Source organism: Streptomyces sp. NPDC050121 (assembly GCF_044460385.1).
Taxonomy (GTDB): domain Bacteria; phylum Actinomycetota; class Actinomycetes; order Streptomycetales; family Streptomycetaceae; genus Streptomyces; species Streptomyces soliscabiei.
Window position 1 is genome coordinate 291,459 of record NZ_JBITJV010000002.1, and the last position, 22,532, is coordinate 313,990.

Annotated in this window: 19 protein-coding genes, 1 tRNA gene and 1 pseudogene; 10 read left to right on the top strand and 11 right to left on the bottom strand. The window is 70.3% G+C overall.

Annotated elements, in window-relative coordinates:
* Positions 1-61 precede the first annotated feature (61 nt).
* The 4 genes from ACIBTS_RS03725 to ACIBTS_RS03740 all read right to left on the bottom strand — a co-directional run bounded on the left by ACIBTS_RS03725 (position 62) and on the right by ACIBTS_RS03740 (position 5,433).
* Positions 62-907, bottom strand: coding sequence for an alpha/beta fold hydrolase (locus tag ACIBTS_RS03725; protein ID WP_399316328.1), 846 nt, complete (start codon positions 905-907; stop codon positions 62-64).
* 200 nt (positions 908-1,107) lie between these two features.
* Entirely contained in the window at positions 1,108-2,025 is a 918-nt protein-coding gene (locus ACIBTS_RS03730) for an LLM class flavin-dependent oxidoreductase (protein WP_399316330.1), read from the bottom strand.
* A 178-nt stretch (positions 2,026-2,203) separates the two neighbouring features.
* The gene (fusA, locus tag ACIBTS_RS03735; protein ID WP_399316332.1) at positions 2,204-4,378 is read right to left on the bottom strand and encodes an elongation factor G; all 2,175 of its coding nucleotides are present in this window, start codon (positions 4,376-4,378) and stop codon (positions 2,204-2,206) included.
* A 350-nt stretch (positions 4,379-4,728) separates the two neighbouring features.
* Entirely contained in the window at positions 4,729-5,433 is a 705-nt protein-coding gene (locus ACIBTS_RS03740; protein WP_399316333.1) for a DNA polymerase beta superfamily protein, read from the bottom strand.
* 392 nt (positions 5,434-5,825) lie between these two features.
* On the opposite strand from ACIBTS_RS03740, the gene ACIBTS_RS03745 reads away from it, so the two are divergent.
* The 8 genes from ACIBTS_RS03745 to ACIBTS_RS03780 all read left to right on the top strand — a co-directional run bounded on the left by ACIBTS_RS03745 (position 5,826) and on the right by ACIBTS_RS03780 (position 13,838).
* Entirely contained in the window at positions 5,826-6,614 is a 789-nt protein-coding gene (locus ACIBTS_RS03745; protein WP_399316335.1) for a hypothetical protein, read from the top strand.
* 68 nt (positions 6,615-6,682) lie between these two features.
* Complete coding sequence (locus tag ACIBTS_RS03750) at positions 6,683-7,855, top strand: NAD(P)/FAD-dependent oxidoreductase (protein ID WP_399316336.1); 1,173 nt, start codon at positions 6,683-6,685, stop codon at positions 7,853-7,855.
* Entirely contained in the window at positions 7,852-8,151 is a 300-nt protein-coding gene (locus ACIBTS_RS03755) for a (2Fe-2S)-binding protein (protein ID WP_399316337.1), read from the top strand. Before ACIBTS_RS03750 ends, ACIBTS_RS03755 begins: the two co-directional genes overlap by 4 nt.
* Complete coding sequence (locus tag ACIBTS_RS03760) at positions 8,144-9,655, top strand: FAD-dependent oxidoreductase (protein ID WP_399316338.1); 1,512 nt, start codon at positions 8,144-8,146, stop codon at positions 9,653-9,655. Before ACIBTS_RS03755 ends, ACIBTS_RS03760 begins: the two co-directional genes overlap by 8 nt.
* Positions 9,652-10,575 (top strand): dihydrodipicolinate synthase family protein, encoded by a 924-nt coding sequence (locus tag ACIBTS_RS03765; protein ID WP_399316340.1) that lies wholly within the window; start codon positions 9,652-9,654, stop codon positions 10,573-10,575. Before ACIBTS_RS03760 ends, ACIBTS_RS03765 begins: the two co-directional genes overlap by 4 nt.
* A 27-nt stretch (positions 10,576-10,602) precedes the next feature.
* Positions 10,603-11,604, top strand: a complete 1,002-nt coding sequence (locus ACIBTS_RS03770) for a proline racemase family protein (RefSeq protein WP_319677196.1) — start codon at positions 10,603-10,605, stop codon at positions 11,602-11,604.
* A 103-nt stretch (positions 11,605-11,707) separates the two neighbouring features.
* Complete coding sequence (locus tag ACIBTS_RS03775) at positions 11,708-12,409, top strand: GntR family transcriptional regulator (protein WP_399316341.1); 702 nt, start codon at positions 11,708-11,710, stop codon at positions 12,407-12,409.
* A 142-nt stretch (positions 12,410-12,551) separates the two neighbouring features.
* The gene (locus ACIBTS_RS03780; protein ID WP_399316619.1) at positions 12,552-13,838 is read left to right on the top strand and encodes a flavin-containing monooxygenase; all 1,287 of its coding nucleotides are present in this window, start codon (positions 12,552-12,554) and stop codon (positions 13,836-13,838) included.
* A 96-nt stretch (positions 13,839-13,934) separates the two neighbouring features.
* On the opposite strand, the gene ACIBTS_RS03785 is transcribed toward ACIBTS_RS03780, so the two are convergent.
* From ACIBTS_RS03785 to ACIBTS_RS03815, 7 genes and pseudogenes are all read right to left on the bottom strand, one after another.
* On the bottom strand, positions 13,935-15,278 hold the full coding sequence (locus ACIBTS_RS03785; protein WP_399316343.1) for a cytochrome P450: 1,344 nt from the start codon (positions 15,276-15,278) through the stop codon (positions 13,935-13,937).
* 8 nt (positions 15,279-15,286) lie between these two features.
* Positions 15,287-15,880 carry an ATP/GTP-binding protein gene (locus ACIBTS_RS03790; protein ID WP_079658517.1) on the bottom strand — a complete coding sequence of 198 codons (594 nt, stop codon included), beginning with the start codon at positions 15,878-15,880 and terminating at the stop codon, positions 15,287-15,289.
* Positions 15,855-16,232 carry a DUF742 domain-containing protein gene (locus tag ACIBTS_RS03795; protein ID WP_319675147.1) on the bottom strand — a complete coding sequence of 126 codons (378 nt, stop codon included), beginning with the start codon at positions 16,230-16,232 and terminating at the stop codon, positions 15,855-15,857. Before ACIBTS_RS03795 ends, ACIBTS_RS03790 begins: the two co-directional genes overlap by 26 nt.
* Positions 16,229-16,630, bottom strand: a complete 402-nt coding sequence (locus ACIBTS_RS03800; RefSeq protein WP_079658518.1) for a roadblock/LC7 domain-containing protein — start codon at positions 16,628-16,630, stop codon at positions 16,229-16,231. The genes ACIBTS_RS03795 and ACIBTS_RS03800 overlap by 4 nt, the downstream gene beginning before the upstream one ends.
* A complete protein-coding gene (locus tag ACIBTS_RS03805) occupies positions 16,627-17,799 on the bottom strand; it encodes an ATP-binding protein (RefSeq protein ID WP_399316346.1) in 1,173 nt (390 codons plus the stop codon). Before ACIBTS_RS03805 ends, ACIBTS_RS03800 begins: the two co-directional genes overlap by 4 nt.
* Before the next feature lie 445 nt (positions 17,800-18,244).
* A tRNA-Leu gene (locus tag ACIBTS_RS03810) sits at positions 18,245-18,329 on the bottom strand.
* A gap of 232 nt (positions 18,330-18,561) precedes the next feature.
* Positions 18,562-19,390, bottom strand: a pseudogene (locus tag ACIBTS_RS03815) (aldehyde dehydrogenase family protein).
* A gap of 195 nt (positions 19,391-19,585) precedes the next feature.
* Between ACIBTS_RS03815 and ACIBTS_RS03820 the strand changes: the two are divergent.
* Together ACIBTS_RS03820 and frc are read left to right on the top strand one after the other, a co-directional pair.
* A complete protein-coding gene (locus ACIBTS_RS03820) occupies positions 19,586-21,268 on the top strand; it encodes a thiamine pyrophosphate-binding protein (RefSeq protein ID WP_399316348.1) in 1,683 nt (560 codons plus the stop codon).
* A 19-nt stretch (positions 21,269-21,287) separates the two neighbouring features.
* On the top strand, positions 21,288-22,529 hold the full coding sequence (gene frc / locus ACIBTS_RS03825) for a formyl-CoA transferase (protein WP_399316349.1): 1,242 nt from the start codon (positions 21,288-21,290) through the stop codon (positions 22,527-22,529).
* Positions 22,530-22,532: the final 3 nt, after the last annotated feature.

Below are 22,532 nucleotides of genomic sequence, written 5' to 3' on the forward strand. Positions count from 1 at the left end.
AGTTCACTCGTTCGCGTGAACGACCCGCCTGCACACCCGCACGCCGCCCCGCCACAGGCCGTCAACCCACGTCCATGAAACGCTTCACCGTCGTCACGAACCGCTCGGGATCGTCTCGCCACGGGTAGTGCCCCGCCCCCGGCTGCACGACGAGCTCGGCCTTGGGAAACAGTTCAGCGAACTCCCGCATCACGCGCGGCGGTCCCGCCACATCCACCTGTCCCGCGAGGATCAGCACCGGGGACGGGAGAGCGGCGAGGACTTCGCGGGTCGCGGTGGGGGCGAAGGCGCCCTCGGCGGTGTACACGGCTGCCGCCTCGCCGTTCCGCTGCCGCTCGCCCGCCTGATCGAAGGCCCGGGCCTCCTCGTCCCAACGGGCGTGGAAGAAGGGGGCGATGGCCTGCCAGGAGCCGGCGGTGCCCCGGTCGGCGGTGACATCCTCCAGCGCCGCGTAGGCGGCGGCGAACCACGGCTCGCTCCCGCGCAGCCGGGCAGTCGTCAGACGGTCCTCGGCGGTGATCCCAAGACCGACCGCGTACACGCTCGGCGTGATCAGCAGCAGGCGGTTGACACGGTCCGGGTGACGGGTCGCGTACAGGATCGCCAGGTTGGCCCCTCCGGAGTGCGCGAGCAGGTCGATGCGGTCGAGCCCGAGGTGCTCGCGCAGGGCGTCGACGTCGTCGACCTGGCGGTCGCAGCGGTACGACACGGTGTCCGCGGGGGCGGCCGACTCGCCGGTACCCCTGAGGTCCAGGCCGATCAGACGACGGTGGGCGGTGAGGCCACCGAGGTCGCCCAGGTACGCCGCGGACTGCATGGGGCCACCGGGCAGACAGACCAGCGGCGGACCGTCCCCCGACTCGTGGCAGGCGAGGCGGGTTCCGTCGGGGGCGGTGAAGATCGACATGGGACAGAGCCTTACAGCGGCGGGCTCGGCGGGCAACGGGATTCCCCATCAGGAACGCCCCGCGCCGACTCAACCGACCGCTCCGCCCGACGCCCCACCGTCGACGCGGGCCTCCCACACGGTCCGGAACTTCGGCGATACCGTCGACTTTGCGCGCGTACCCCTGAACCCGCTTTTGAGCAAAGGATTCTGAGGTCGGATCAGATGCGGGCGGCGAAAACCGCCTCGCGTACCGCCGGTGCGATCTCCTCGGCCCAGCGGCCGAGTGTGACGTCGGCGGGGGTACCGTCCTCGACCCGGAAGTGCACGAACCCGGAGGCCCCGAACTCCAGGACCGCGCCCGTGAGTTCCTCGATCCACTGGCCGACCGAGCCACCCCGCCAACGCCCTTCGTGATCGCGCGGGGCGGCCGACGCGGTGGCTGTGATGACGCCGGGCAGGTTGTAGACGGTGGCGACGTCCCCGGGTTGGCGGCCCGCCGTCAGCGCCGCTTCGTCGATGACGGGCCGCGACTCCCGGTAGCGCGCGCTGAGCCAGTCCGCGGCATGCCCGGGTATCCAACCGTCGGCCACCCGCCCCGTGACGGCAAGGGACTTCGGGCCGACGGCACCCGTCCACACCGGCGGCACCTCGACGTTGGCGGGTTCCAGATCCCGCACCGGGTAGAACTCTCCCTCGAACGTGACCGGTTCGCCTCCCCCGCAGAGCAGCCGGACCAGGGTGATCGCCTCTTCGAGCGCGCGCACCGCGGCGCCCGGCCCGAGCTTGGGCAGCCCGAGCCGGGCGATGTCGTCCCACAGCCCGCCCGCCCCCATGCCCAGCACCAGCCGTCCACCGGTGAGGGCGGACAACGAGGTGACGGTGCGGGCCGGCATCGGCGCCGGGCGGCTGGGCAGGTTGGTGACGCACACCAGCCCGGAGACCCGCTCGGTACGGCCGAGGACGACACCGAGGATGGCGTACGCGTCGAGCCGACCGCCGAAGTAAGGGTGGTCGGAAACGGTTACCAGGTCCAAGCCCTGCCGGTCGGCCTGTACGGCCAGGCGGAGGGTTTCCCCGACCTCGTCGACGGCTGTGCTGATCCCGGTCCCGAACAACGGTTTGCTGTGCAGTGGCATGGCGAAGACAGCCCTTCCCCCGTCGGTGGAGCGTCCGCGGGACACCCCGTTCAGTTCGTGCCACGAACGGTATGTGTGCGTGGCGCGAACCGACAACGGGACTTGTGACATACGACGCCGTAGGGGGCGTAGGCCCACGGTCCAGGGTCCGCGGACCTACGCCTCCCGAATTCGGGACCTACTTGGTGACCGCCACCGCCGACGCCGACACCGACGCCGGGGCCGGGGCGTATCCCGTCGGTCGGGCCGAGAACGTGCCTCGGCCCTGGGTGCGGCTGCGCAGCCGGGTCGCGTAGCCGAACAGCTCGGCCAGCGGCACGGTGGCGGTGATCACCGTCGAAGCATCGCGCACCGTCGAGTCGGTGACCCTCCCCCGCCGAGCGGCCAGGTCCCCGAGCACGCCGCCGACGGCGTCCTCGGGAACGGTGACGCAAACCTCGACAACCGGTTCCAGCAGGACCGTCGTGCAGCGGCGCAGGGCCTCCCGCAGCGCGAGCCGGCCCGCCGTACGGAAGGCGGTCTCCGAGGAGTCCTTCACGTGGGTCGCCCCATCGGTGAGGGTGACCCGCAGCCCGATGACCGGGTGCCCGCTCAGGGGACCCTCGGCGAGGGCGTCCCGGCAGCCGGCCTCGACGGCACGGACGTACTCCTGTGGCACCCGACCGCCCACGACGGCCGAGCGGAACGCGAAACCGGTTTCGACATCGCCGTCCGGGCCCTCGCCGCCGACCGCGTCGAGCGGTTCGACGTCGAGCACGACGTGCGCGAACTGGCCTGCGCCACCGTCCTGTTTGACGTGCCGGAAGAGCAGGCCGGACACCCCACGGACGACCGTCTCGCGATACGTCACCCTCGGACGCCCCACATTGACCTCCACGCCGAGGCCACGGCGCACCTTCTCCACCGCGACCTCCAGATGCAGTTCACCCATTCCCGACAGCACCGTCTGACCGGTCTCGGGATCGGTCCTGACGACCAGCGACGGATCCTCCTCCGCCAGCCGCGCCAGTGCCGAGGCCAGCCGGTCGGCGTCGGTGCTCGACCGCGCCTCGACCGCCACGGAGACGACCGGTTCGGCGACCCCGGGCGGTTCGAGGACGATCGGCGCCTCCGGCGCGCACAGGGTCGAGCCCGCACGCGCCGACTTCAGCCCGATCACGGCCACGATGTCCCCGGCGACCGCGCGCTCCACCTGGGCGTGCCGGTCGGCCTGCACACGCAGGATCCGACCGATCCGCTCGGTGCGTCGCGTGCCCGACTCCCACACCGCGTCCCCCTTCTCGATCGTGCCCGAGTACACCCGCAGGTAGGTGAGCCGACCGGTGGGCGTGGCGCTGACCTTGAACGCGAGAGCGGCGAACGGCGCGGAGGGGTCGGCGGGTCGTTGCTCACCGACGACCTCCTGCACACGATCGACATCTCGCTGCACACTGTCGGCACCCCTCTGCATGCCGCGGCCAGTGGTCTGCACACCGCGTACCGGCGGCACGTCCAGCGGCGACGGCAGGTAGGCGACGACGGCGTCCAGCAGCGGCTCGATGCCGCGGTTGCGGTAGGCCGAGCCGCACAGCACGACCACCCCGTCGCCCGTACGGGTCAGGTCGCGCAGCGCTCCGGAGAGGGTCTCGGCAGACAGCGTCTCCCGGTCGCAGAACTCCTCCAGCGCGGCCGGATGCCGCTCCGCCACAGCCTCTTCCAGCAGCCTGCGCCGACGCAGCGCCTCCTCCCGAAGCTCCTGCGGCACAGCCGCCTCGACGGCCGTCCCGCCGGCCGTGTCGCCGTCGTCGCTCCAGGTCAGCGCCCGCATACGGAGCAGGTCGACGACACCGGTGAAGCCGTTCTCCCTGCCGATGGGCAGGTGTACGACCAGCGGGACCGGGTGGAGGCGCGCACGGATCGACGCCACCGCGGCGTCGAGGTCGGCACCGACCCGGTCGAGCTTGTTGACGAACGCGATCCGGGGAACACAGTGCCGGTCGGCCTGCCGCCACACCGATTCGCTCTGCGGCTCCACGCCGGCGACGGCATCGAACACCGCCACCGCCCCGTCGAGCACCCGCAGGGATCGCTCCACCTCGTCGGCGAAGTCTACGTGCCCGGGGGTGTCGATCAGGTTGATGCGGTGACCGTCCCACTCGCAGCTGACGGCCGCGGCGAAAATGGTGATCCCACGGTCGCGCTCCTGGGGGTCGAAGTCGGTGATGGTGGTGCCGTCGTGGACCTCGCCGCGCTTGTGCGTGGTCCCGGTGGCGTACAGGATCCGCTCGGTGACGGTGGTCTTGCCCGCGTCAACATGGGCGAGGATGCCCAGGTTGCGTACGGCGGAGAGGTGACGGTCGAGGTTGTTGCGCACGGCCCTTGGCCTTTCGGGGTGTTTCCGAGAACGGGCAGCGCGATTTCCGGACGAAGGCAAGGAGAGACACATGCATGACCGCACGTGGCTGACACACCGTCACATATGACTCATCGACGGCGCGTTGGACTACTCAGGCAGTTCGTCAGGACATCCGGTGCCGGCCGCGCAGCGAGCACCGGACGGACGAAGACACGAGGATCACCTCGTAGCGGGAGCGGGGAGCGACGACAGCGGTACGGTCACGCATGGCGGGCTCCCCTCGTTCGCATCGGTGCGGCGCGCCCTGATCGTGGGCCACGCTTGGTCTTCGGTGAGTGTAGGGGCGGACGGCGTGCCCGGCACGCGATTTATCGCACCGGGCCCGGCGTCACCGGGTAGAACTGCCTCCGCACCTGACGCAGCCATGCGTCGGCAGCTGTGTCGTCGGGGTGTTCGGGCAGAACGCTGCGTGTCTCGGCGAAGGCGTCCTCGAAGCCACGCAGTAGCGGCAGCGCCGCTTCGGGGTCGGCGGCGACCTGTTCGCCGAACCGGTGATAGCTCTCGGGATCCTCGACGCGAATCGTCAACTTCCCTGTGGCGTAGAGCTCGTAGCCCTGGGTGCACAGCCGCTTGAGGTGACGGGCGTGCTTGGCGGTCCGGCTGCGGGGGCTTGCGGTAAGGGTCCCTTCGCTGCGGTTCCGGAGTTTGCGGAACTGCTGGGTGGCGTAACCGAGATAGGCGTCGCGGACTCGTCGAGCGCTGAGCAACGTCTCGCGCAGGGCGATGAGTTCGTCGCCAAGGGGGGTGCGCACCTCGTACAACTCGTCCGGCAGCCAGACGAGTTCCATCACCGTCGGGTTGCCGCCCAGGGCGAGCCGGCACCACTTCGCGGCCTCGTGCAGGGTGCGGTCCGGTGACGTGCTGACGTGCGACTCCTGCGGCCGGTGCAGGCCGTGCAGTTCCTCGGTGGGGGCGGCGAACATGCCGAGGCGGTCCACGTCGGAGCCTTCGTGGGCGAGCCCGTAGGCGGTCGAGCCGACGATGCCGGACAGCAGGATGTTGGTGACGGTCACTGGTGCCCCCGGTCGTTCCCCGATACTGATCAGCGCCGCCGGGTCGGGCGACAGGACCGCCATGATGCCCCGGCGCCGGCCCGGAGCACCTCGCATTTTTCGGCGGCGCCCGCCCAGTCGGCGCCGGCCCGGTCGCCCCGCCCTCACCCCGCCCTCGCCGCGACCGTCCCCACGCCCGCCGCCTCACCCGTACGGCTCATTGCGCTGGTCGCGCGGCGTGGCCGGTGGTGCCGTGGAGGAGCAGGGGCAGCCGGCCCCGCCCTCAGGAGGCACCCGTGACCACCCCTCGCCCGTCGTCCCGCCCGCCCTGCCCGCCCCGCCCGTCGGGCCCGGCCGGTCCGACCCGTCCGGCTCGTCCGGCGCGTCCGGCTCGTCCAGCTCGTCCGGCGCGCATGCTGGCCGCCATCCTGGCCTGCGGAACGCTGCTGGCCACCGCGGCCTGTTCCGACGGGGACGACAGCGCGTCGACCGGCTCGGGTGTCGCGGCCAGACCCGTCGCCGAGCGGACCGCCACCAAGTCCCCGGACAAGCCGCTCACGAACGCCCGCGCACAGATCGCACTGATCACGGAGGGAGATCTGGAGGACGCCTGGAATCAGGTCAAGACCGCAGGGAACTGGCACGACACCCTGCTGATCGACAAGGTCGACGTCGCCCAGTTCCTCACCGCCAAGACGCAGGCCGCCAACTGTCAGCGACTGCTCGACGGGCTCTACGAGAACGACCTGCTGGGCAAGCCTTCGGGCGGGTCGGCGCTCACCGGCTTCCAGCAGGGCGACTCCCGGTTGCTCTACCAGGTCGCCGCATACGACAAGGCCGACCTCGACCAGTCACTGAAGTGGCTGGCGTCGCTCCCGACCGACTGCGACCAGTTCAACGCGGTCGGCTCAGGCAACTCCACCCGAACCGTGCAGGTCGTCGAGGCCTCCCTGCCCAAAGCCGGCGACGCCCGGCAGGGCGTGACCGTTACGGTGCAGGGCGTCTCCGGGGGCTCCCCGGTCACGCTCACCCTCGACGTCGCCGTCGTACGGGTCGGCGACGACGCGATCACGGTCACGAACGGCGGCACCGACGGCGTGGACCACGACAGCACCAAGGACGCGGTGAGCCATGGCACGACGCGGCTGAAGGACGTCCGGGAGGGCCGTACACCGGCCCCGGAGCCCAGCCAGTTCGACTGACCGAGGCTCCGCGCCCGGCCTCATCCGGCCTTCTTCCTCCGAGCAGAACCATGTGACATATTACTGTCGTGACCAAGCGACCGATCGGTGACGTCGTGGTCGTCGGCGCCGGCATGGTGGGCGCCGCCTGCGCGCTGTACGCGGCCCGTGCCGGGCTGGAGGTGGTGCTGGTCGACCGCGGTCCCGTGGCCGGCGGCACCACCGGCGCGGGCGAGGGCAATCTCCTCGTCTCCGACAAGGAGCCAGGACCCGAGCTCCAACTGGCCATGCTGTCCGCTCGATTGTGGGCCGAGCTGGCCCAGGAGCTGAGCACGGCCGTCGAGTACGAGCCCAAGGGCGGCCTCGTCGTCGCGTCCGCCCCCGAGGCCCTCACCGCCCTGACGGACCTGGCAACCGGACAACGGGCGGCCGGGGTGGAGACGGTCCACGTTGGAGCGGACCAACTCCACGACCTGGAACCGTACTTGGCACCCGGCCTCACGGGCGGTGTGCTGTATCCGCAGGACGCCCAGGTCATGCCCACCCTTGCCGCCGCGCACCTCGTACGGGCCTCGGGCGCGCGGCTGGAGACCGGTCGCACCGTGACACGGATCCTGCGCGGCGCCGACGGTGCCGTCCGGGGCGTGCGGACCGACCGGGGCGACATCCTCGCGCCAGTCGTGGTGAACGCGGCCGGGACCTGGGGTGCGCAGGTCGCCGAACTGGCGGGGGTGCGGCTGCCGGTACTCCCGCGCCGAGGCTTCGTCCTGGTCACCGAGCCGCTGCCGCGCCGGGTGCGGCACAAGGTGTACGCCGCCGACTACGTGGCCGACGTGGCGAGCGACTCGGCCGCCCTGCAGACCTCACCGGTCGTCGAGGGGACCGCCGCCGGGCCGGTGCTGATCGGCGCGAGCCGGGAACGGGTCGGCTTCGACCGGTCCTTCTCGCTGCCGGTCGTCCGCGCCCTGGCGGCGGGGGCGACCCGCCTGTTCCCGTTCCTGGAGCAGGTACGGGCGATGCGCACGTACCTCGGCTTCCGCCCGTACATGCCCGACCACCTCCCCGCCATCGGACCCGACCCCCGCGTGCCCGGGCTGTTCCACGCCTGTGGCCACGAGGGCGCGGGCATCGGGCTCGCCACCGGCACCGGCCACCTGATCGCGCAGACCCTCGCCGGTCAGGGCCCGGAACTGAACCTGACACCGTTCCGCCCCGACCGCTTCGACCACCCCGACCACTCCGCCGAGGAGACCGCGCCGTGAACCCCCTGAGGCTGGTCCGGGCTCGCCCCGGCACCCCGTTCACCCTCACCTTCGACGGCCGGGAGATCGAGGCACTGCCCGGGCAGACGATCGCCGCCGCGCTGTGGTCGTCCGGTGTCACGGCCTGGCGCACCACGCGGGGCGGGGGGCGTGCGCGCGGGGTCTTCTGCGGGATCGGCGTGTGCTTCGACTGCCTGGTGACCGTCGACGGCCGCCCCAACCAACGCGCCTGCCTGGTGCCGACCGCCCCGGGCGCGGACATCCGCACGCAGCAAGGGACGGGCCACGATGACTGAGCGGCACCCGGTGCTCGCGGTGATCGGTGCGGGCCCGGCCGGGCTCGCCGCCGCGTCGGCAGCCGCGGCGCACGGCGTGCGGGTGGTGCTGATCGACTCCGCCGCCGAGGCGGGCGGACAGTTCTACCGGCAGCCCGCACCCGCACTCCGCGCCCGTCGCCCTCAGGCACTCCACCACCAGTGGCGCACCTGGGAGCTACTGCGCGCCGGACTCGACGCCCACCTCGCCACCGGACGCGTCACGCATCTGAGTGATCGTCATGTGTGGTGTGTGGAACGGGAGTCGAACGACTCGGGCAGATCAGCCGACTTCACCGTGCATGCGCTGACGGGTCCTGAGCAGGAGGAGTCCGTCGCGGTCCGCGCCGACGGGGTGCTGCTGGCGACCGGCGGCTACGAGAAGGTCCTGCCGTTCCCCGGCTGGACCCTGCCCGGTGTGATCACCGCCGGCGGTGCCCAGGCCCTGTTGAAGGGCGGACTCGTGCTGCCCGGCCGTACGGCGGTCGTGGCCGGCACGGGCCCCTTGCTGCTGCCCGTCGCGGCCGGCCTCGCCGCTGCGGGAGCGCGGGTCGTCGCCCTGGTCGAGTCGGCCGGGCCGGGGAACTTCGTGCGTCGCGCCCCGGCCTGGGCCACAGCCCCTCGGAAGCTGGCCGAAGGGGCCGGGTACGCGGCCCGACTCCTGCGCCACCGCATCCCGGTGAAGGCCCGTCACCTGGTACTGGAAGCGCACGGCGCCGAGCGGCTGGAGTACGTCGTCGTCGCCGCGCTGGACGCCGAGGGCCGGCCGGTGCCCGGTTCCGAGCGACGTGTCCCCTGCGACACCCTCGCCGTCGGGCATGGTCTGCTGCCGCACACCGATCTCGCCGAAGGGCTCGGTTGTCGCCTCGACGGGCCGGGCGTGCGCGTCGACGACGAGCAGCGCACCGACGTCCCCGGCGTCTGGGCCGCCGGGGAGACCACGGGCATCGGCGGCGCGGAACTGTCGCTCGCCGAGGGGCATATCGCCGGACGGTCGGCGGCGGCCAGGCTGACCGGCAGGGTTCCCGAACCGCGGGCGTGGGCGCCGGCCGCCCGGGCCCGGACCCGGCTGCGGGCGTTCTTCGCGGCACTGGACGGCGCGTATGCCGCACGGCCCGTCCGGTGGACGGACCAGGTGAGCGACGAGACGGTCGTGTGTCGTTGCGAGGAGGTCACCGCGGGCGCCGTCCGCGAGGCCGTCGGCACACTCGGCGCGGGTGACCTGCGCACCGTGAAACTGCTGACCCGGGCCGGTATGGGCTGGTGCCAGGGCCGGATGTGCGAGCCCGGCGTGGCCGGTGTCACGGGCTGTGAGCTCACCCCGGCCCGCCGGCTGCTGGCCCGCCCCGTGCCCCTGGGGGTACTGGCCGCCGCGCCGGCCGATCCCGACCAAGTGATATGTCACATCCCATTGTCCTGCCCGGCGCTACACCCCCACCACTCACCGAACGTTCAGCGAACGCCGCATGAAAGGGACCTCGGATGACCGCCCCCACCCCTCCCCCCGGCCCCGCCGATCCCCGGCACCGCCCCTGGCGTGGTGTCCTCGTCGCCACCGCGCTCCCGCTCAAGCGCGACCTCTCCGTCGACTACGACCGGTACGCCGAGCACTGCGCCTGGCTGGTGGCGAACGGCTGCGACGGCGTCGTACCCAATGGCTCGCTGGGCGAGTACCAGGTGCTCACGCCCGAGGAACGCACCAGGGTGGTGGAGACGGCTGTGACCGCGATCGGCGGGGCGCGGGTGATGCCCGGGGTCGCCGCGTACGGCTCCGCGGAGGCCCGCCGTTGGGCCGAGCAGGCCGCCGAGGCGGGTTGCGAAGCGGTGATGCTGCTGCCGCCCAACGCCTACCGCGCGGACGAGCGTGCCGTCGTGGCCCACTACGCGGAGGTCGCCCGGGCGGGCCTGCCGGTCGTGGCGTACAACAACCCGATCGACACCAAGGTCGACCTCGTGCCCGAACTGCTGGCGCGGCTGCACGGCGAGGGTCTCATCCACGGCGTCAAGGAGTTCTCCGGCGATGTCCGACGCGCCTATCGGATCGCCGAACTCGCCCCCGAACTCGACCTGTTGATCGGCGCCGACGACGTACTGCTGGAGTTGGCCGTGGCAGGGGCCAAGGGCTGGGTGGCGGGCTACCCCAACGCGCTGCCGAAGGCCTCGGTGCAGCTGTACCGGGCGGCCGTCGCCGGTGATCTCACCACGGCGCTCCCCCTGTACCGTCAGCTCCACCCGCTGTTGCGCTGGGACTCCCGCGTCGAGTTCGTCCAGGCGATCAAACTCTCGATGGACGTCGTGGGCCGCCACGGCGGCGGCTGCCGTCCGCCAAGGGTCCCGCTGCTGTCGGACCAGGAGGCGACGGTCCGCGCGGCCACCGAGAAGGCCGTCGCCGCGGGACTCGCGTAACTCCGCACCGGACAAGGGGACTTCATCATGCGCAGCAAGCTCGTCCTGCACGCCGTCGACTCGCACACCGAGGGCATGCCCACCCGAGTGATCACCGGCGGGATCGGCACCATCCCCGGCGCGACGATGAACGAGCGGCGGCTGTACTTCCGTGAACACCGCGACGACGTGAAGCAGTTGCTGATGAACGAGCCGCGCGGGCACTCCGCGATGAGCGGCGCGATCCTGCAGCCGCCCACCCGGCCGGACTGCGACTGGGGCGTCGTCTACATCGAGGTCTCCGGCTATCTGCCGATGTGCGGACACGGCACGATCGGGGTGGCGACGGTACTCGTCGAGACGGGCATGGTGGAGGTCGTCGAACCGGTCACCACCATCCGCCTGGACACCCCGGCCGGACTCGTCGTCGCCGAGGTGACGGTCGAGGACGGCGCGGCCACGTCCGTGACCTTGCAGAACGTCCCCTCCTTCGCGGTCGCACTGGACCGCAAGGCGACCCTGCCCGACGGGCGCAGCGTGACATACGACCTGGCGTACGGCGGCAACTTCTACGCGATCCTGCCGCTGGAGGAGTTCGGGCTGCCCTTCGACCGCGCTCGAAAGGACGACATCCTGCGGGCCGGCCTGTCCTTGATGGATGTGATCAACTCCGAGGAGGAGCCGGTCCACCCCGAGGACCCGTCCATCCGCGGCTGCCACCACGTCCACCTGTACGCGCCCGGCGCCACCGCCCGGCACTCGCGGCATGCGATGGCCATCCACCCCGGCTGGTTCGACCGCTCGCCCTGCGGTACGGGGACGAGCGCGCGCATGGCACAACTGCACGCCCGGGGCGAGCTGCCGTTGCACACCGAGTTCGTGAACGAGTCCTTCATCGGCACCCGCTTCACGGGGCGGCTGCTCGGCACGACGGAGGTCGCCGGCCGCCCGGCGGTACTGCCCAGCTTCACCGGCCGCGCCTGGATCACGGGAACGGCCCAGTACCTGCTGGACCCGACGGACCCGTTCCCGGCGGGATTCGTCCTGTGACACCGGGGCCTACCCCACCGTAGATACTGATGAGCGAAGTACCTGACGTAGCACGTGACATGGCACAGCGCGATGGCACAGCCCGTTTCCGAGGAGACCCACCATGGCCCCGCCGCCCATGAGCAGCAGCCAGCCACCCGCCGAGCCGTCGCTCCCCGTGCTCGGCGGGCGCCGCAGCAGCTACCGCGAGCGGGTCGCGGACGCCCTGCGGGCCGCGCTGATCGCGGGCGAACTGCGGCCCGGCGAGGTGTACTCGGCGCCGACACTCGCCACCCGCTTCGGCATCTCGGCGACGCCGGTCCGCGAGGCGATGCTGGATCTCGCCAAGGAGGGCCTGGTGGACGCGGTCCCCAACAAGGGGTTCCGGGTCACGGACGTCTCCGACCGGCAGCTCGACGAGTACACGCACGTGCGCGCTCTGATCGAGATCCCCACGGTGGCGGCGCTGGCGACGAGCGCCGACCCCGTGTCGCTGGAGGCGCTCCGCCCCGCCGCCCGGGAGATCGTCGCCGCCGCGGTCGCGGGCGACCTCATCGCCTACGTCGAGGCCGACACCCGTTTCCACCTGGGCCTGCTCGCCCTGGCCGGTAACGCCCATCTCGTCGAGGTCGTCCGGGAACTGCGCGGCCGCGCCCGCCTGTACGGCCTGACCGCGCTTTCCGCCTCGGGCCGTCTGCTGGCCTCCGCCGAAGAACACCTGGAGCTTCTGGACGCCCTGCTGGCGCGCGACGAACGGGCTGTTCGCGAGGTCATGACACGGCACCTGGGGCATGTCCGGGGGTTGTGGGCGTCAGCCCGGGAGTAGGCCGCCCTCCGCTCGGATACCCCAGGCGTTCCCGAAACGTCCTGTGATCCTTGTCGCGGACGGGAGAAGAGTGGGCGCGGCGCCGGTTGGGCAGTCAATTGCCCGTGCGCGAAAGGACGGTGTCTATCCCGTGGGGGAATCCGTGCGTCTGTGTCTGATCGGTGCGGGACTGTCGGGGCTGGCGACGGCACACGCCCTGAAGAGCGCCGGGGTCGACTTCGTCTGCCTGGAGCAGTCGAGTGACGTCGGCGGGCTGTGGCGTCGGCCGCAGGCGGGCGAGCGCGGTCCCGGCTATCTGTCGCTGCACCTCAACACCGCCAAGCACCTCACAGGGTACGCGGACTTCCCGATGCCCGCCTCCTACCCGCTCTACCCCCGGCACAGTCAAATCGCCGCCTATCTGCGCTCGTTCGCCGAGTGGGCCGGCATACGGGACCGCATCGAGCTGGGGACGACCGTGGAGTCCGTACGGCAGAAGGCCGACGGTGGGTGGACGGTCGTCAGCCGGGATGCCGACGGCACGACCTCGTCCCGCAGCTTCACCCATGTGATCGTCGCCTCCGGGCACAACTCGGAACCGTCGATGCCCGCATTGCCGAAGGGTGCCGAGACGTTCACGGGAACGATTCGCCACTCTCTCGACTACCTCGACGGCAGCGCATTCGCCGGACAGCGCGTCATCGTCGTGGGGCTCGGCAGCTCGGCGGTGGACATCGCCGCGGACCTCTCCCGGCACGCCGAGCTGACCGTCCTGTCGGCGCGCCGAGGCCTGCACATCGTGCCCAAGCAGTTGTTCGGCATGGCGCTCGACGAGATCGCCGAAGCGCCGTGGTGGATCAGCATGTCCCTGGCGGAGCAGCGCCGTTTCATCGAACAGGCCCTGTTGATCGCCCGCGGCAGACTCCGCGACCACGGGCTGCCCGAGCCGGACCACCCGCTCTTCGCGTCATCCATCACCATCTCCGACGAGATCCTCAGCCGTATCCGCCATGGCGCGGTCACCCCGAAACCGTCGATCGACGCCGTCGACGGCGGCCGGGTCTCCTTCGTCGACGGCACATCGGTCAGGGCCGACGCGATCGTGTACTGCACCGGCTACCAGATGGCCTTCCCGTTCCTGGAGCCCGGCTGCCCGGTCGGCGCGCAGGGCTCGGTCGAGCTGTACAAGCGGGTCGTCGCCCCGGACCGTCCCGGCCTGTTCTTCGTCGGTCTGGTGCGCCCGGTCGGTTCGATCACGAGGATGGTGGAGGCGCAGGCACGGTGGATCGCGCGGCTCGTCAACGGCGATGCGGTGCTGCCGGAGGCGGAGGTCATGCGCAAGGAGATCGCCGCGTACCTGAGCGGTGTCGCGGGTCAGTACGGACAGCGGGACAGCGCGTCGATCCAGGTCAACGTGGCGCCGTATCTGCAGGAGCTGCGCGAGGAGTGAGGTCGGCCGGACGCCGGGACGCCGGGACGCCGACAAGCAGATACCCGCCCCGAAGGGCGGGTATCTAGTTGGCCGGATGGCTGTGCGTAAGGCGCATCACTTGGTCAGCCAGTTGAGGAACTTGCTCCACACTCCGGCCTGTTCGTGGCGGACTGCTCCGGGGGTCTCGCGCGCCGACGCCTGAGTGGTGGCCTGCCGACTCGTACGGATCACCGGCTTGACGGGGGTGTATCGCGCGGGGAGCGTGACAAGGCCACGACTGAAGGCTCCCTGACGCCACGTCAAACTGTTTTCAGGGATACTGAGTTCGACGTCGGGGAGGCGGTTGAGAAGGTTCTCGACGGCCGACACGACGATCTGCCGGGCGGGTTCCTTCGAGGGGCAGGCGTGCGGGCCTGCGCTCCAGGCGAGGTGTGCGCGGTTGCTGCCGGCCTTGCGGGCCGCCGACAGTGTGGGACCGGTGTTGGCCGCGGCGATGCCGACCAGCATCAGGTCACCGGCGATGAGCTTCTGACCGGCGAACTCCATGTCGGACACCGGGTAGTGGGCGGCGAAGTTCGTCATGGGCGGGTTCTCCCACAACGTGTCTTCCATCGCCTCCTCGATCAGCCCGCCCTCGTGGGCGTACCGGTCGTCGGTGAGGATTCGGTGCAGGGTGTTGCCGATGAGGTTGACCAGGGGCTCGGCGCCCGCGCCCAGCAGCAGGGAGACCTGGTGCAGCATCTCCTCGTCGGACAGGCCGGTCTGATGCTTCAGCAGCCAGGAGGTGACGTCATCGCCGGGCTTGCGCCGCTTGAGGGCGACGAGCTCGCGCACGGCCTCGTACAGGACCTCGCTGGCCTTCTCGGCGTTGACGCCGTCGAACATGCCGGAGATGCCGAAGAAGACGCGGTCGCCGATGTCGGCGGTGCAGCCGAAGAGCTCGTTGAACACGAACAACGGGAGCTGCTTGGCGTAGGAGCCGATCAGGTCGGCCGAACCGCGTTCGCTGAACTGGGAGATGAGGAAGTCGGAGATCCGCTCGACGCTCTGGCTGAGCCTCATCGGATCGATGCGCGCCATGCAGTCCGAGATGGACTGACGCAGCCTCAGGTGTTCGGCGCCATCGGAGGACATGCAGTTGGGCCGGTAGGCGAGCACGGGAAGAACGGGGCTGTCGGGGGCGATCCGGCCCTCGTTGAGGTCCCGCCAGCGGCGTGCGTCCTTGCGGAACGAGCCGGAGTCCTGCAGGAGCTGCAGGGCGGTGGCGTAGTCGGTGACGAGGGTGGCCTCTACTCCCGGGGCGATCTCCACGGGCGCGGTCGGCCCGTAGTGCCGCAGGTAGGTGTAGTAGGGCTCCGGGTCGGCCGCGTACTCCGGTCCGTAGAGCGGCACTCGGCCGCCGGGCTGGTGCGCCGGGCAACCCGGAGGGGGCACGGGGGCGGTGGGTTGGGCGTCCATGTCTGCTCCTAGTGGGCACGGTCCTGCAGATGACGGACGAGGGTGATCAGCGCTTCCGCCGAGGACTTCTCGTCTCGTGCGTCGCAGGTGACGACGGGGGTGTCGTCGAGCAGGTCCAGTGCGTCGCGCAGGGCCATCTCGTCGCGCAGCGGCGAGCCGTCGAAGTGGTTGACGGCGATGGCGTAGTCGAGTCCGTACTGCTCGATGAGGTCGATCACGGCGAAGGAGTCCGCGAGTCGCTCGGGGTCGACGAGCACCAGCGCGCCGAGCGCACCGCGTGCCATGTCCTCCCACATCTGGACGAAGCGCTGCTGGCCCGGCGTTCCGAACAGGTACAGCACGACGCGGTCGCTGATGGTCAGACGGCCGAAGTCCATGGCCACCGTGGTGGTGGTCTTGCCCTGGACTCCCTTGAGGTCGTCGACGGACTCGGCGGCCCGCGTCATCGTCTCCTCGGTGGTCAGCGGCTCGATCTCGGAGATCGCCCCGATGAACGTGGTCTTGCCGACCGCGAAGTGGCCCACGACGAGGATCTTCACCGCTGTCTGCGTAGCCCCGTCGCGGACGTACGCCTGTTCATCCAAACTTGGCCCTGAGACCATTCAGCACCTCCTCCAGGATGTCCCGGTCGGCGAGCGGCGCCCGCTGCACGGGCGGGCGGGTGATGAGGTAGCCGCCTTCGGTGAGGGCGGCGAGGAGGATCTTCACCACGCCCAGGGGCAGTTGGGTGTGGCCGGCGATTTCGGCGACCGAGAGGTAGCCGGCCGAGCACAGGTCCAACAGGTTCTGTTCCTCGGGGGACAGGCGGGTCGGCCGCTGCTCGTGATCGGTGGCCGCCGTGACCAGGGTGATGAGGGAGAGCTGCCCTTCGTCGGGCAGCCCGCGCCCCTTGGTGATGACGTACGGGCGCACTAACTCCGGCGTCTGGGGCTCCAGTTCGTCGAAACCGTTCATGACCGCGCGCCGAGGTTCTCGCGCGGCGGTGTCATCAGGGCCTTGCCGAGTTGACCGACGAGCTGCTGCATCCGGAAGGTGATGTCCGCCATGTCGACGTCCGGCGAGGCGGAGACGCCGAGGTAGGCGCCCTCGCCGGCGGAGATCAGGAAGACCCAGCCCCCGTCGAACTCGACCAGCGTCTGCCGCCAGCGCATCTGCGGGTCCTCGCAGAAGAACGCGAGCGAGCGGCTGAGCGACTGCACCCCGCTCATCGCGGCGGCCACGCGGTCCGCGTCGTCCTTGTCGAAATCCTGCGTCCGGGCCATCAGCAGGCCGTCGGCGGAGATCAGGACTGCGTGCAGGGCCCCGGGAATCTCCAAGGCACTGTCAAGCATCCATGACAGATCGTCGTTCACGAGACCTCATGCCCTTCGCTGCTTGCACCACGTGTGCTGCTCGACTTGTCCGCGGGATCCGCAGGCGTGGCCCGGCCCGACTGGGTACCCCGTTGGAAGGCGCCCATGATCGCCGCCGTCTCGGCGCCCGAGCGGGCGGGAGTGGGGGCGGACGCGCTGCCCGGCACGATGGCCATGGGCCGCTTGCGCCGCCGCTTCGGCAGGCCGTCGGCGGTGGTGGTGTTGGCCGTCAGCGCGCCTTCGGGGCCACTGAAGCCCGTGGCGGTGACGGTGGAAGCGACGGCCGGAGCCGGCTCCTTCTGCTCGGGCGCGTTGGTGAGCAGGTCGTGCGGCAGGAGGAGCACCGCCCGGACGCCTCCGTAGGGGGAGGTGGAGTCCACGGACACCTCGAAGCCGAAGCGCTCGCTGAGCACACCGATCACGGCGAAGCCGAACTGCGGCGGGTTGCCGAGTGCGGAGACGCCCGAGACCCGGTCGCTGGCGAGGAGTTTGTCGGCACGGGTGCGCTCTTCGTCGTTCATACCGACACCGGCGTCGTCGACGACGATGCAGATACCCTTGGGCACGGTACGAATGTTGATTTCGACGACGGTGTCTGGGCTGGAATAGCTCGTGGCGTTGTCGAGCAGCTCGGCGAGGGCCAGTGCGACGGGTTCGACGGCACGGCTCGTGACGCCGAAGTCGACCTGCGAGAGAATCTCCACCCGCCGGTAGTGGCGAACCCTGCCCTGCGCGCTGCGCACCACGTCGTAGACGGACGCGACATCACGTGCGCGCCCCAGCCAGCCGTCGCAGAGCACGGCGATGGACTGGGCGCGTCGGCCGAACTGCGAGTTCGTGTGGTCGATCTCCAGGAGGTCCTGGAGGATGACCGACTCGCCGTACTTGTTCTGCAGCCGGGAGACAATCAACTGCTGTTCCGCGGCCAGGCCCTGAAGGGTCCGCATCGCGGACTTGAGGACCGTTTTCGTAGCCTCTTCGGCTCGTTCCTGAGCTGCCTCGACGGATTGCGCGTACTCGTTTTCCAACGCGGAGTAGTGGGACTTGAGCCCCGCGATCTCCTGCCTTAAGGCGCGCGCCACCCTGCGCTGACGCACAATGAGGGTGACTGCGACGAGTACGGCGACGAGGAGAGCCCAGAGTACCGGGTTCTGTATGTAATCAGTCATAAGACTCTCTTCAGGCGGCCTCGACTGACGGCCAGTTGCTGAATTCCCGTCAATGCGGGTGGACCGGCGGACCGCCCGCACCGGGGTGACCGCCCGGACTGTCCCCGTAGCCGGAGATGTCGTCTTGCACCCATCCGCCCGCTCTACAAGCGAGCGTGATCGTATCACCACGAGAACGAGCCATAGACCGCCAATATGGGGACGGGGATGAACATTGACGGGCCGTCAGTAAGCTGTTGAGCGACGGGTGAAACGACACCCGAGGCGACGCCCGGACAGGGTGCCGGGCACCACGGCGGGACAACCGATAAACGGGCTTCCGCGACATTTGGGCGGCAATGGATACGGAAACGACAAAACCCGCACTCGGCTGATCACCGAATGCGGGAACTGACTGATCGTCGAATATCACCGAGCGAAATCCGCTCGATGCGGAGAGTGAGAGTGTCCGAGGGGGGACTTGAACCCCCACGCCCGATAAAGGGCACTAGCACCTCAAGCTAGCGCGTCTGCCATTCCGCCACCCGGACCAGGTGTCTGCCGCCGTGCGGAAGCGTTCCCCGCGGCGACATGGACAACAATACCAAGCTTTCGGAGTGCGATTCACCTGCATATCCGCTGGCCACACAGGGGGCGGGGCACCGCCGCGGGCGCCTCACGCCGGGTGACCGCACGATCGCTCCGCGCTCGGGCTGCCCGCGGGGCGCGTCGGTCCTGGCCGTCGCCAGGACGATCGACCACCTGGTTGAGGAGCGCCCGGGGTCAGGGCATCTGCTGTGCCTGCGGGAAGTTTCCGGGCAGCCGCTCCCCGGCCGGTCCTCGTGTCATCGCGCGCACCAGCAGTTCCCCGCCGACGAACGCGCCCCGCCAGGAGGCGCCGCAGCCGCCGAAGAGCTCGTCGCGGTCGCCGCGGGAGCGCGGCGTGCCGTGGCCGACCTTGAAGGCGCGGATCTGCGGGGCCAGTCGGTCGTAGGTCACCCGGTCGTCCGTGGACAGTGTGGCGACGAGCGCCCCGTTGGACGCGTTCACGGCGGCCAGCAGCTCCGCTTCCGTGTCGACGAGGACGATGGTGTCGACCGGGCCGAACGGCTCCGCGTGGTACAGGGGTGAGGACGGCGGCGGGGCCAGGAGCGTGACCGGTTGGACGTAGGCGGAGGTGTCCTGGCCGGGCAGGAAGCGGGCGTCGGCCGGGCGGCCGCGGTGCAGCGGGACCGCGCCCCGGTCGATGGCCTCGGCGACCTGGTCGTTGAGTTCCTTGGCCTTGGCCGCGTTGATCACCGGACCGAAGTCCAGCCGTGGGTGGGCTCGTCGCGCGCTTCTCGACGGCCAGTGGATGTCCGAGCCTCAGCGTGCGCACCGCCGGGACGGCCCGGTCGACGTCGGCCGGTGCGAGCCGCCAGGGCTTGCCGATCTCCCATACGAGGAGGAGGGCGAGGAGTTCTCGGGCAGCACGCGGCCGTCGGCCTGCCAGGTGGCGTTCCACAGGTTGAGGACCCGGTCCTCGCGGAAGGCCTCCGGGGCGACGGCGAGGCAGCGCCGCCAGGCATCGGGCCTGGAGGGTTCCTGACTTGAGGGTGAGGGTGGTGGTCATGGGGCTGCTCCGCTCTCGGTGCACGGTCGGGTCCGCCGAGCCATCGCGAGGCCGAACGCCGATGGCCGAAAGTGCCGCACGCCCCCTGGACACCACCCACCGGATGGGGGATAACAAGCTTCATACAGTATTCGTCGACTGTATGCAATGTACGACGACTGCATCCCATCCCCTACGAAGGGACAGGACTTCGCCATGCCCGACGATACCCAGGACGTGATTTCCGGTGGTCATCTCGTTGCCAAGGCGCTGAAGGCAGAGGGGGTCGACCGCATCTACACGCTGTGCGGCGGCCACATCATCGACATCTACGACGGCTGCGTCGACGAGGGCATAGAGGTCGTCGACGTACGCCACGAACAGGTCGCCGCCCATGCCGCCGACGGCTACGCGCGCATCACCGGCAAGCCCGGCTGCGCGGTCGTCACCGCCGGCCCCGGCACCACCGACGCCGTCACCGGTGTCGCCAACGCCTTCCGCGCGGAGTCCCCGATGCTGCTGATCGGCGGTCAGGGGGCGCTCAGCCAGCACAAGATGGGGTCCTTGCAGGACCTGCCACACGTCGACATGATGACGCCGATCACCAAGTTCGCGGCGACCGTGCCGGACACGGCCCGCGCGGCGGACATGGTGTCGATGGCGTTCCGCGAGTGCTACCACGGCGCGCCCGGCCCCTCCTTCCTGGAGATCCCGCGCGACGTCCTCGACGCCAAGGTGCCGACGGCGAAGGCCCGGCTGCCGAGGCCGGGCGCCTACCGCGCCTCCACCCGCTCGGCCGGCGACCCCGAGGCCGTCGAAAAGCTCGCCGACCTGCTGGTGCACGCCGAGAAACCCGCCATCCTGCTGGGCAGTCAGGTGTGGACGACCCGGGGCACGGAGGCGGCCGTCGAACTGGTCCGCACGCTGAACATCCCGGCGTACATGAACGGCGCGGGCCGCGGCACACTGCCGCCCGGCGATCCGCACCACTTCCAGCTGTCGCGCCGGTACGCCTTCTCGGGCGCCGACGTGATCGTCATTGTGGGCACCCCGTTCGACTTCCGGATGGGCTACGGCAAGCGGCTCTCCCCCGACGCGACCGTGGTGCAGATCGACCTCGACTACCGCACCGTCGGCAAGAACCGCGACATCGACCTCGGTATCGTCGGCGACGCCGGGCTGGTGCTGAAGTCGGTGACCGAGGCCGCCTCCGGGCGCCTCAACGGGGGCGCGTCGAAGCGCAAGGAGTGGCTCGACGAACTGCGCGCCGCCGAGCAGACCGCGCTCGAGAAGCGATTGCCCAGCCTCAGGTCGGAGGCCTCGCCGATCCATCCCTACCGCCTGGTCAGCGAGATCAACGACTTCCTCACCGAGGACTCGATCTACATCGGCGACGGCGGCGACATCGTCACCTTCTCCGGGCAGGTCGTGCAGCCCAAGTCACCGGGCCACTGGATGGACCCGGGCCCGCTGGGCACCCTCGGCGTCGGCGTCCCCTTCGTGCTCGCCGCCAAGCAGGCGCGGCCCGACAAGGAGGTCGTCGCCCTCTTCGGCGACGGCGCCTTCTCCCTCACCGGCTGGGACTTCGAGACCCTCGTCCGCTACGACCTCCCGTTCGTCGGCATCGTGGGCAACAACTCCTCCATGAACCAGATCCGGTACGGCCAGGCCGCCAAGTACGGCCCGGAGCGCGCGCGGATCGGCAACACCCTCGGCGACGTCCACTACGACAAGTTCGCGCAGATGCTGGGCGGTTACGGCGAGGAGGTGCGCGACCCCGCCGACATCGGCCCCGCGCTCGGGCGCGCCCGCGAGTCCGGGAAGCCCTCCCTGATCAACGTCTGGGTCGACCCGGACGCGTACGCCCCCGGAACGATGAACCAGACGATGTACAAGTGAGGCGCCCCCGATGACCCCCATGACAGGAACGGCCAGCAAGGCTCTCGAAGGCATCCGTGTCCTCGACATGACGCACGTCCAGTCGGGCCCGTCGGCGACCCAGTTGCTTGCCTGGCTCGGCGCGGACGTCGTCAAGCTGGAGGCGCCGTCCGGTGACATCACGCGCGGGCAGTTGCGCGACCTCCCGGACGTCGACTCGCTCTACTTCACGATGCTCAACTGCAACAAACGCAGCATCACCCTCAACACCAAGACCGAGCGCGGCAAGGAGATCCTCACCGAGCTGATCCGGCGCTCCGACGTCATGGTCGAGAACTTCGGACCGGGCGCGGTCGACCGTATGGGCTTCACCTGGGACCGCATCCAGCAGATCAATCCGCGGATCGTGTATGCCTCCATCAAGGGGTTCGGGGACGGCCCGTACACGAACTTCAAGGCGTACGAGGTCGTCGCTCAGGCCATGGGCGGGTCGATGTCGACCACCGGTTTCGAGGACGGGCCGCCGCTGGCGACGGGGGCCCAGATCGGGGACTCGGGGACAGGGGTGCACGCCGTGGCGGGGATTCTCGCGGCGCTGTACCAGCGGGAGAACACCGGGCGCGGTCAGCGGGTCAACGTGGCCATGCAGCACGCCGTACTCAACCTGTGCCGGGTGAAACTGCGGGACCAGCAACGCCTGGCACACGGGCCGCTCACTGAATATCCCAACGACGACTTCGGCCAGGAGGTTCCCCGGTCCGGAAACGCGTCCGGCGGCGGCCAGCCCGGCTGGGCCGTGAGGTGTGCTCCGGGCGGGCCGAACGACTACGTGTACGTCATCGTGCAGCCGGTCGGCTGGCAGCCGATCAGCGAGCTCATCGGCCGGCCCGAGCTGGCCGACGACCCCGAGTGGGCGACTCCGCAGGCCCGGCTGCCCAAGCTGAACAAGATGTTCCAGCTGATCGAGGAGTGGTCCTCGACGCTGCCCAAATGGGAGGTGCTGGAGCGGCTCAACGCCCACAACATCCCGTGCGGGCCGATCCTGTCCACCAAGGAGATCATCGAGGACGAGTCGCTTGCCGCCAACGAGATGGTGGTGCGCGTACCGCATCCGCAGCGCGGTGAGTTCATGACCGTGGGCAGCCCGCTGAAGCTCTCCGACTCCCCCGTCGAGGTGACCGGCGCGCCGCTGCTCGGCGAGCACAACGAAGAGGTGTACATCGGCGAACTCGGTCTCGGGGACGAGGAGCTGCGCCTGCTCAAGTCGAACGGGGTGATCTGAGGT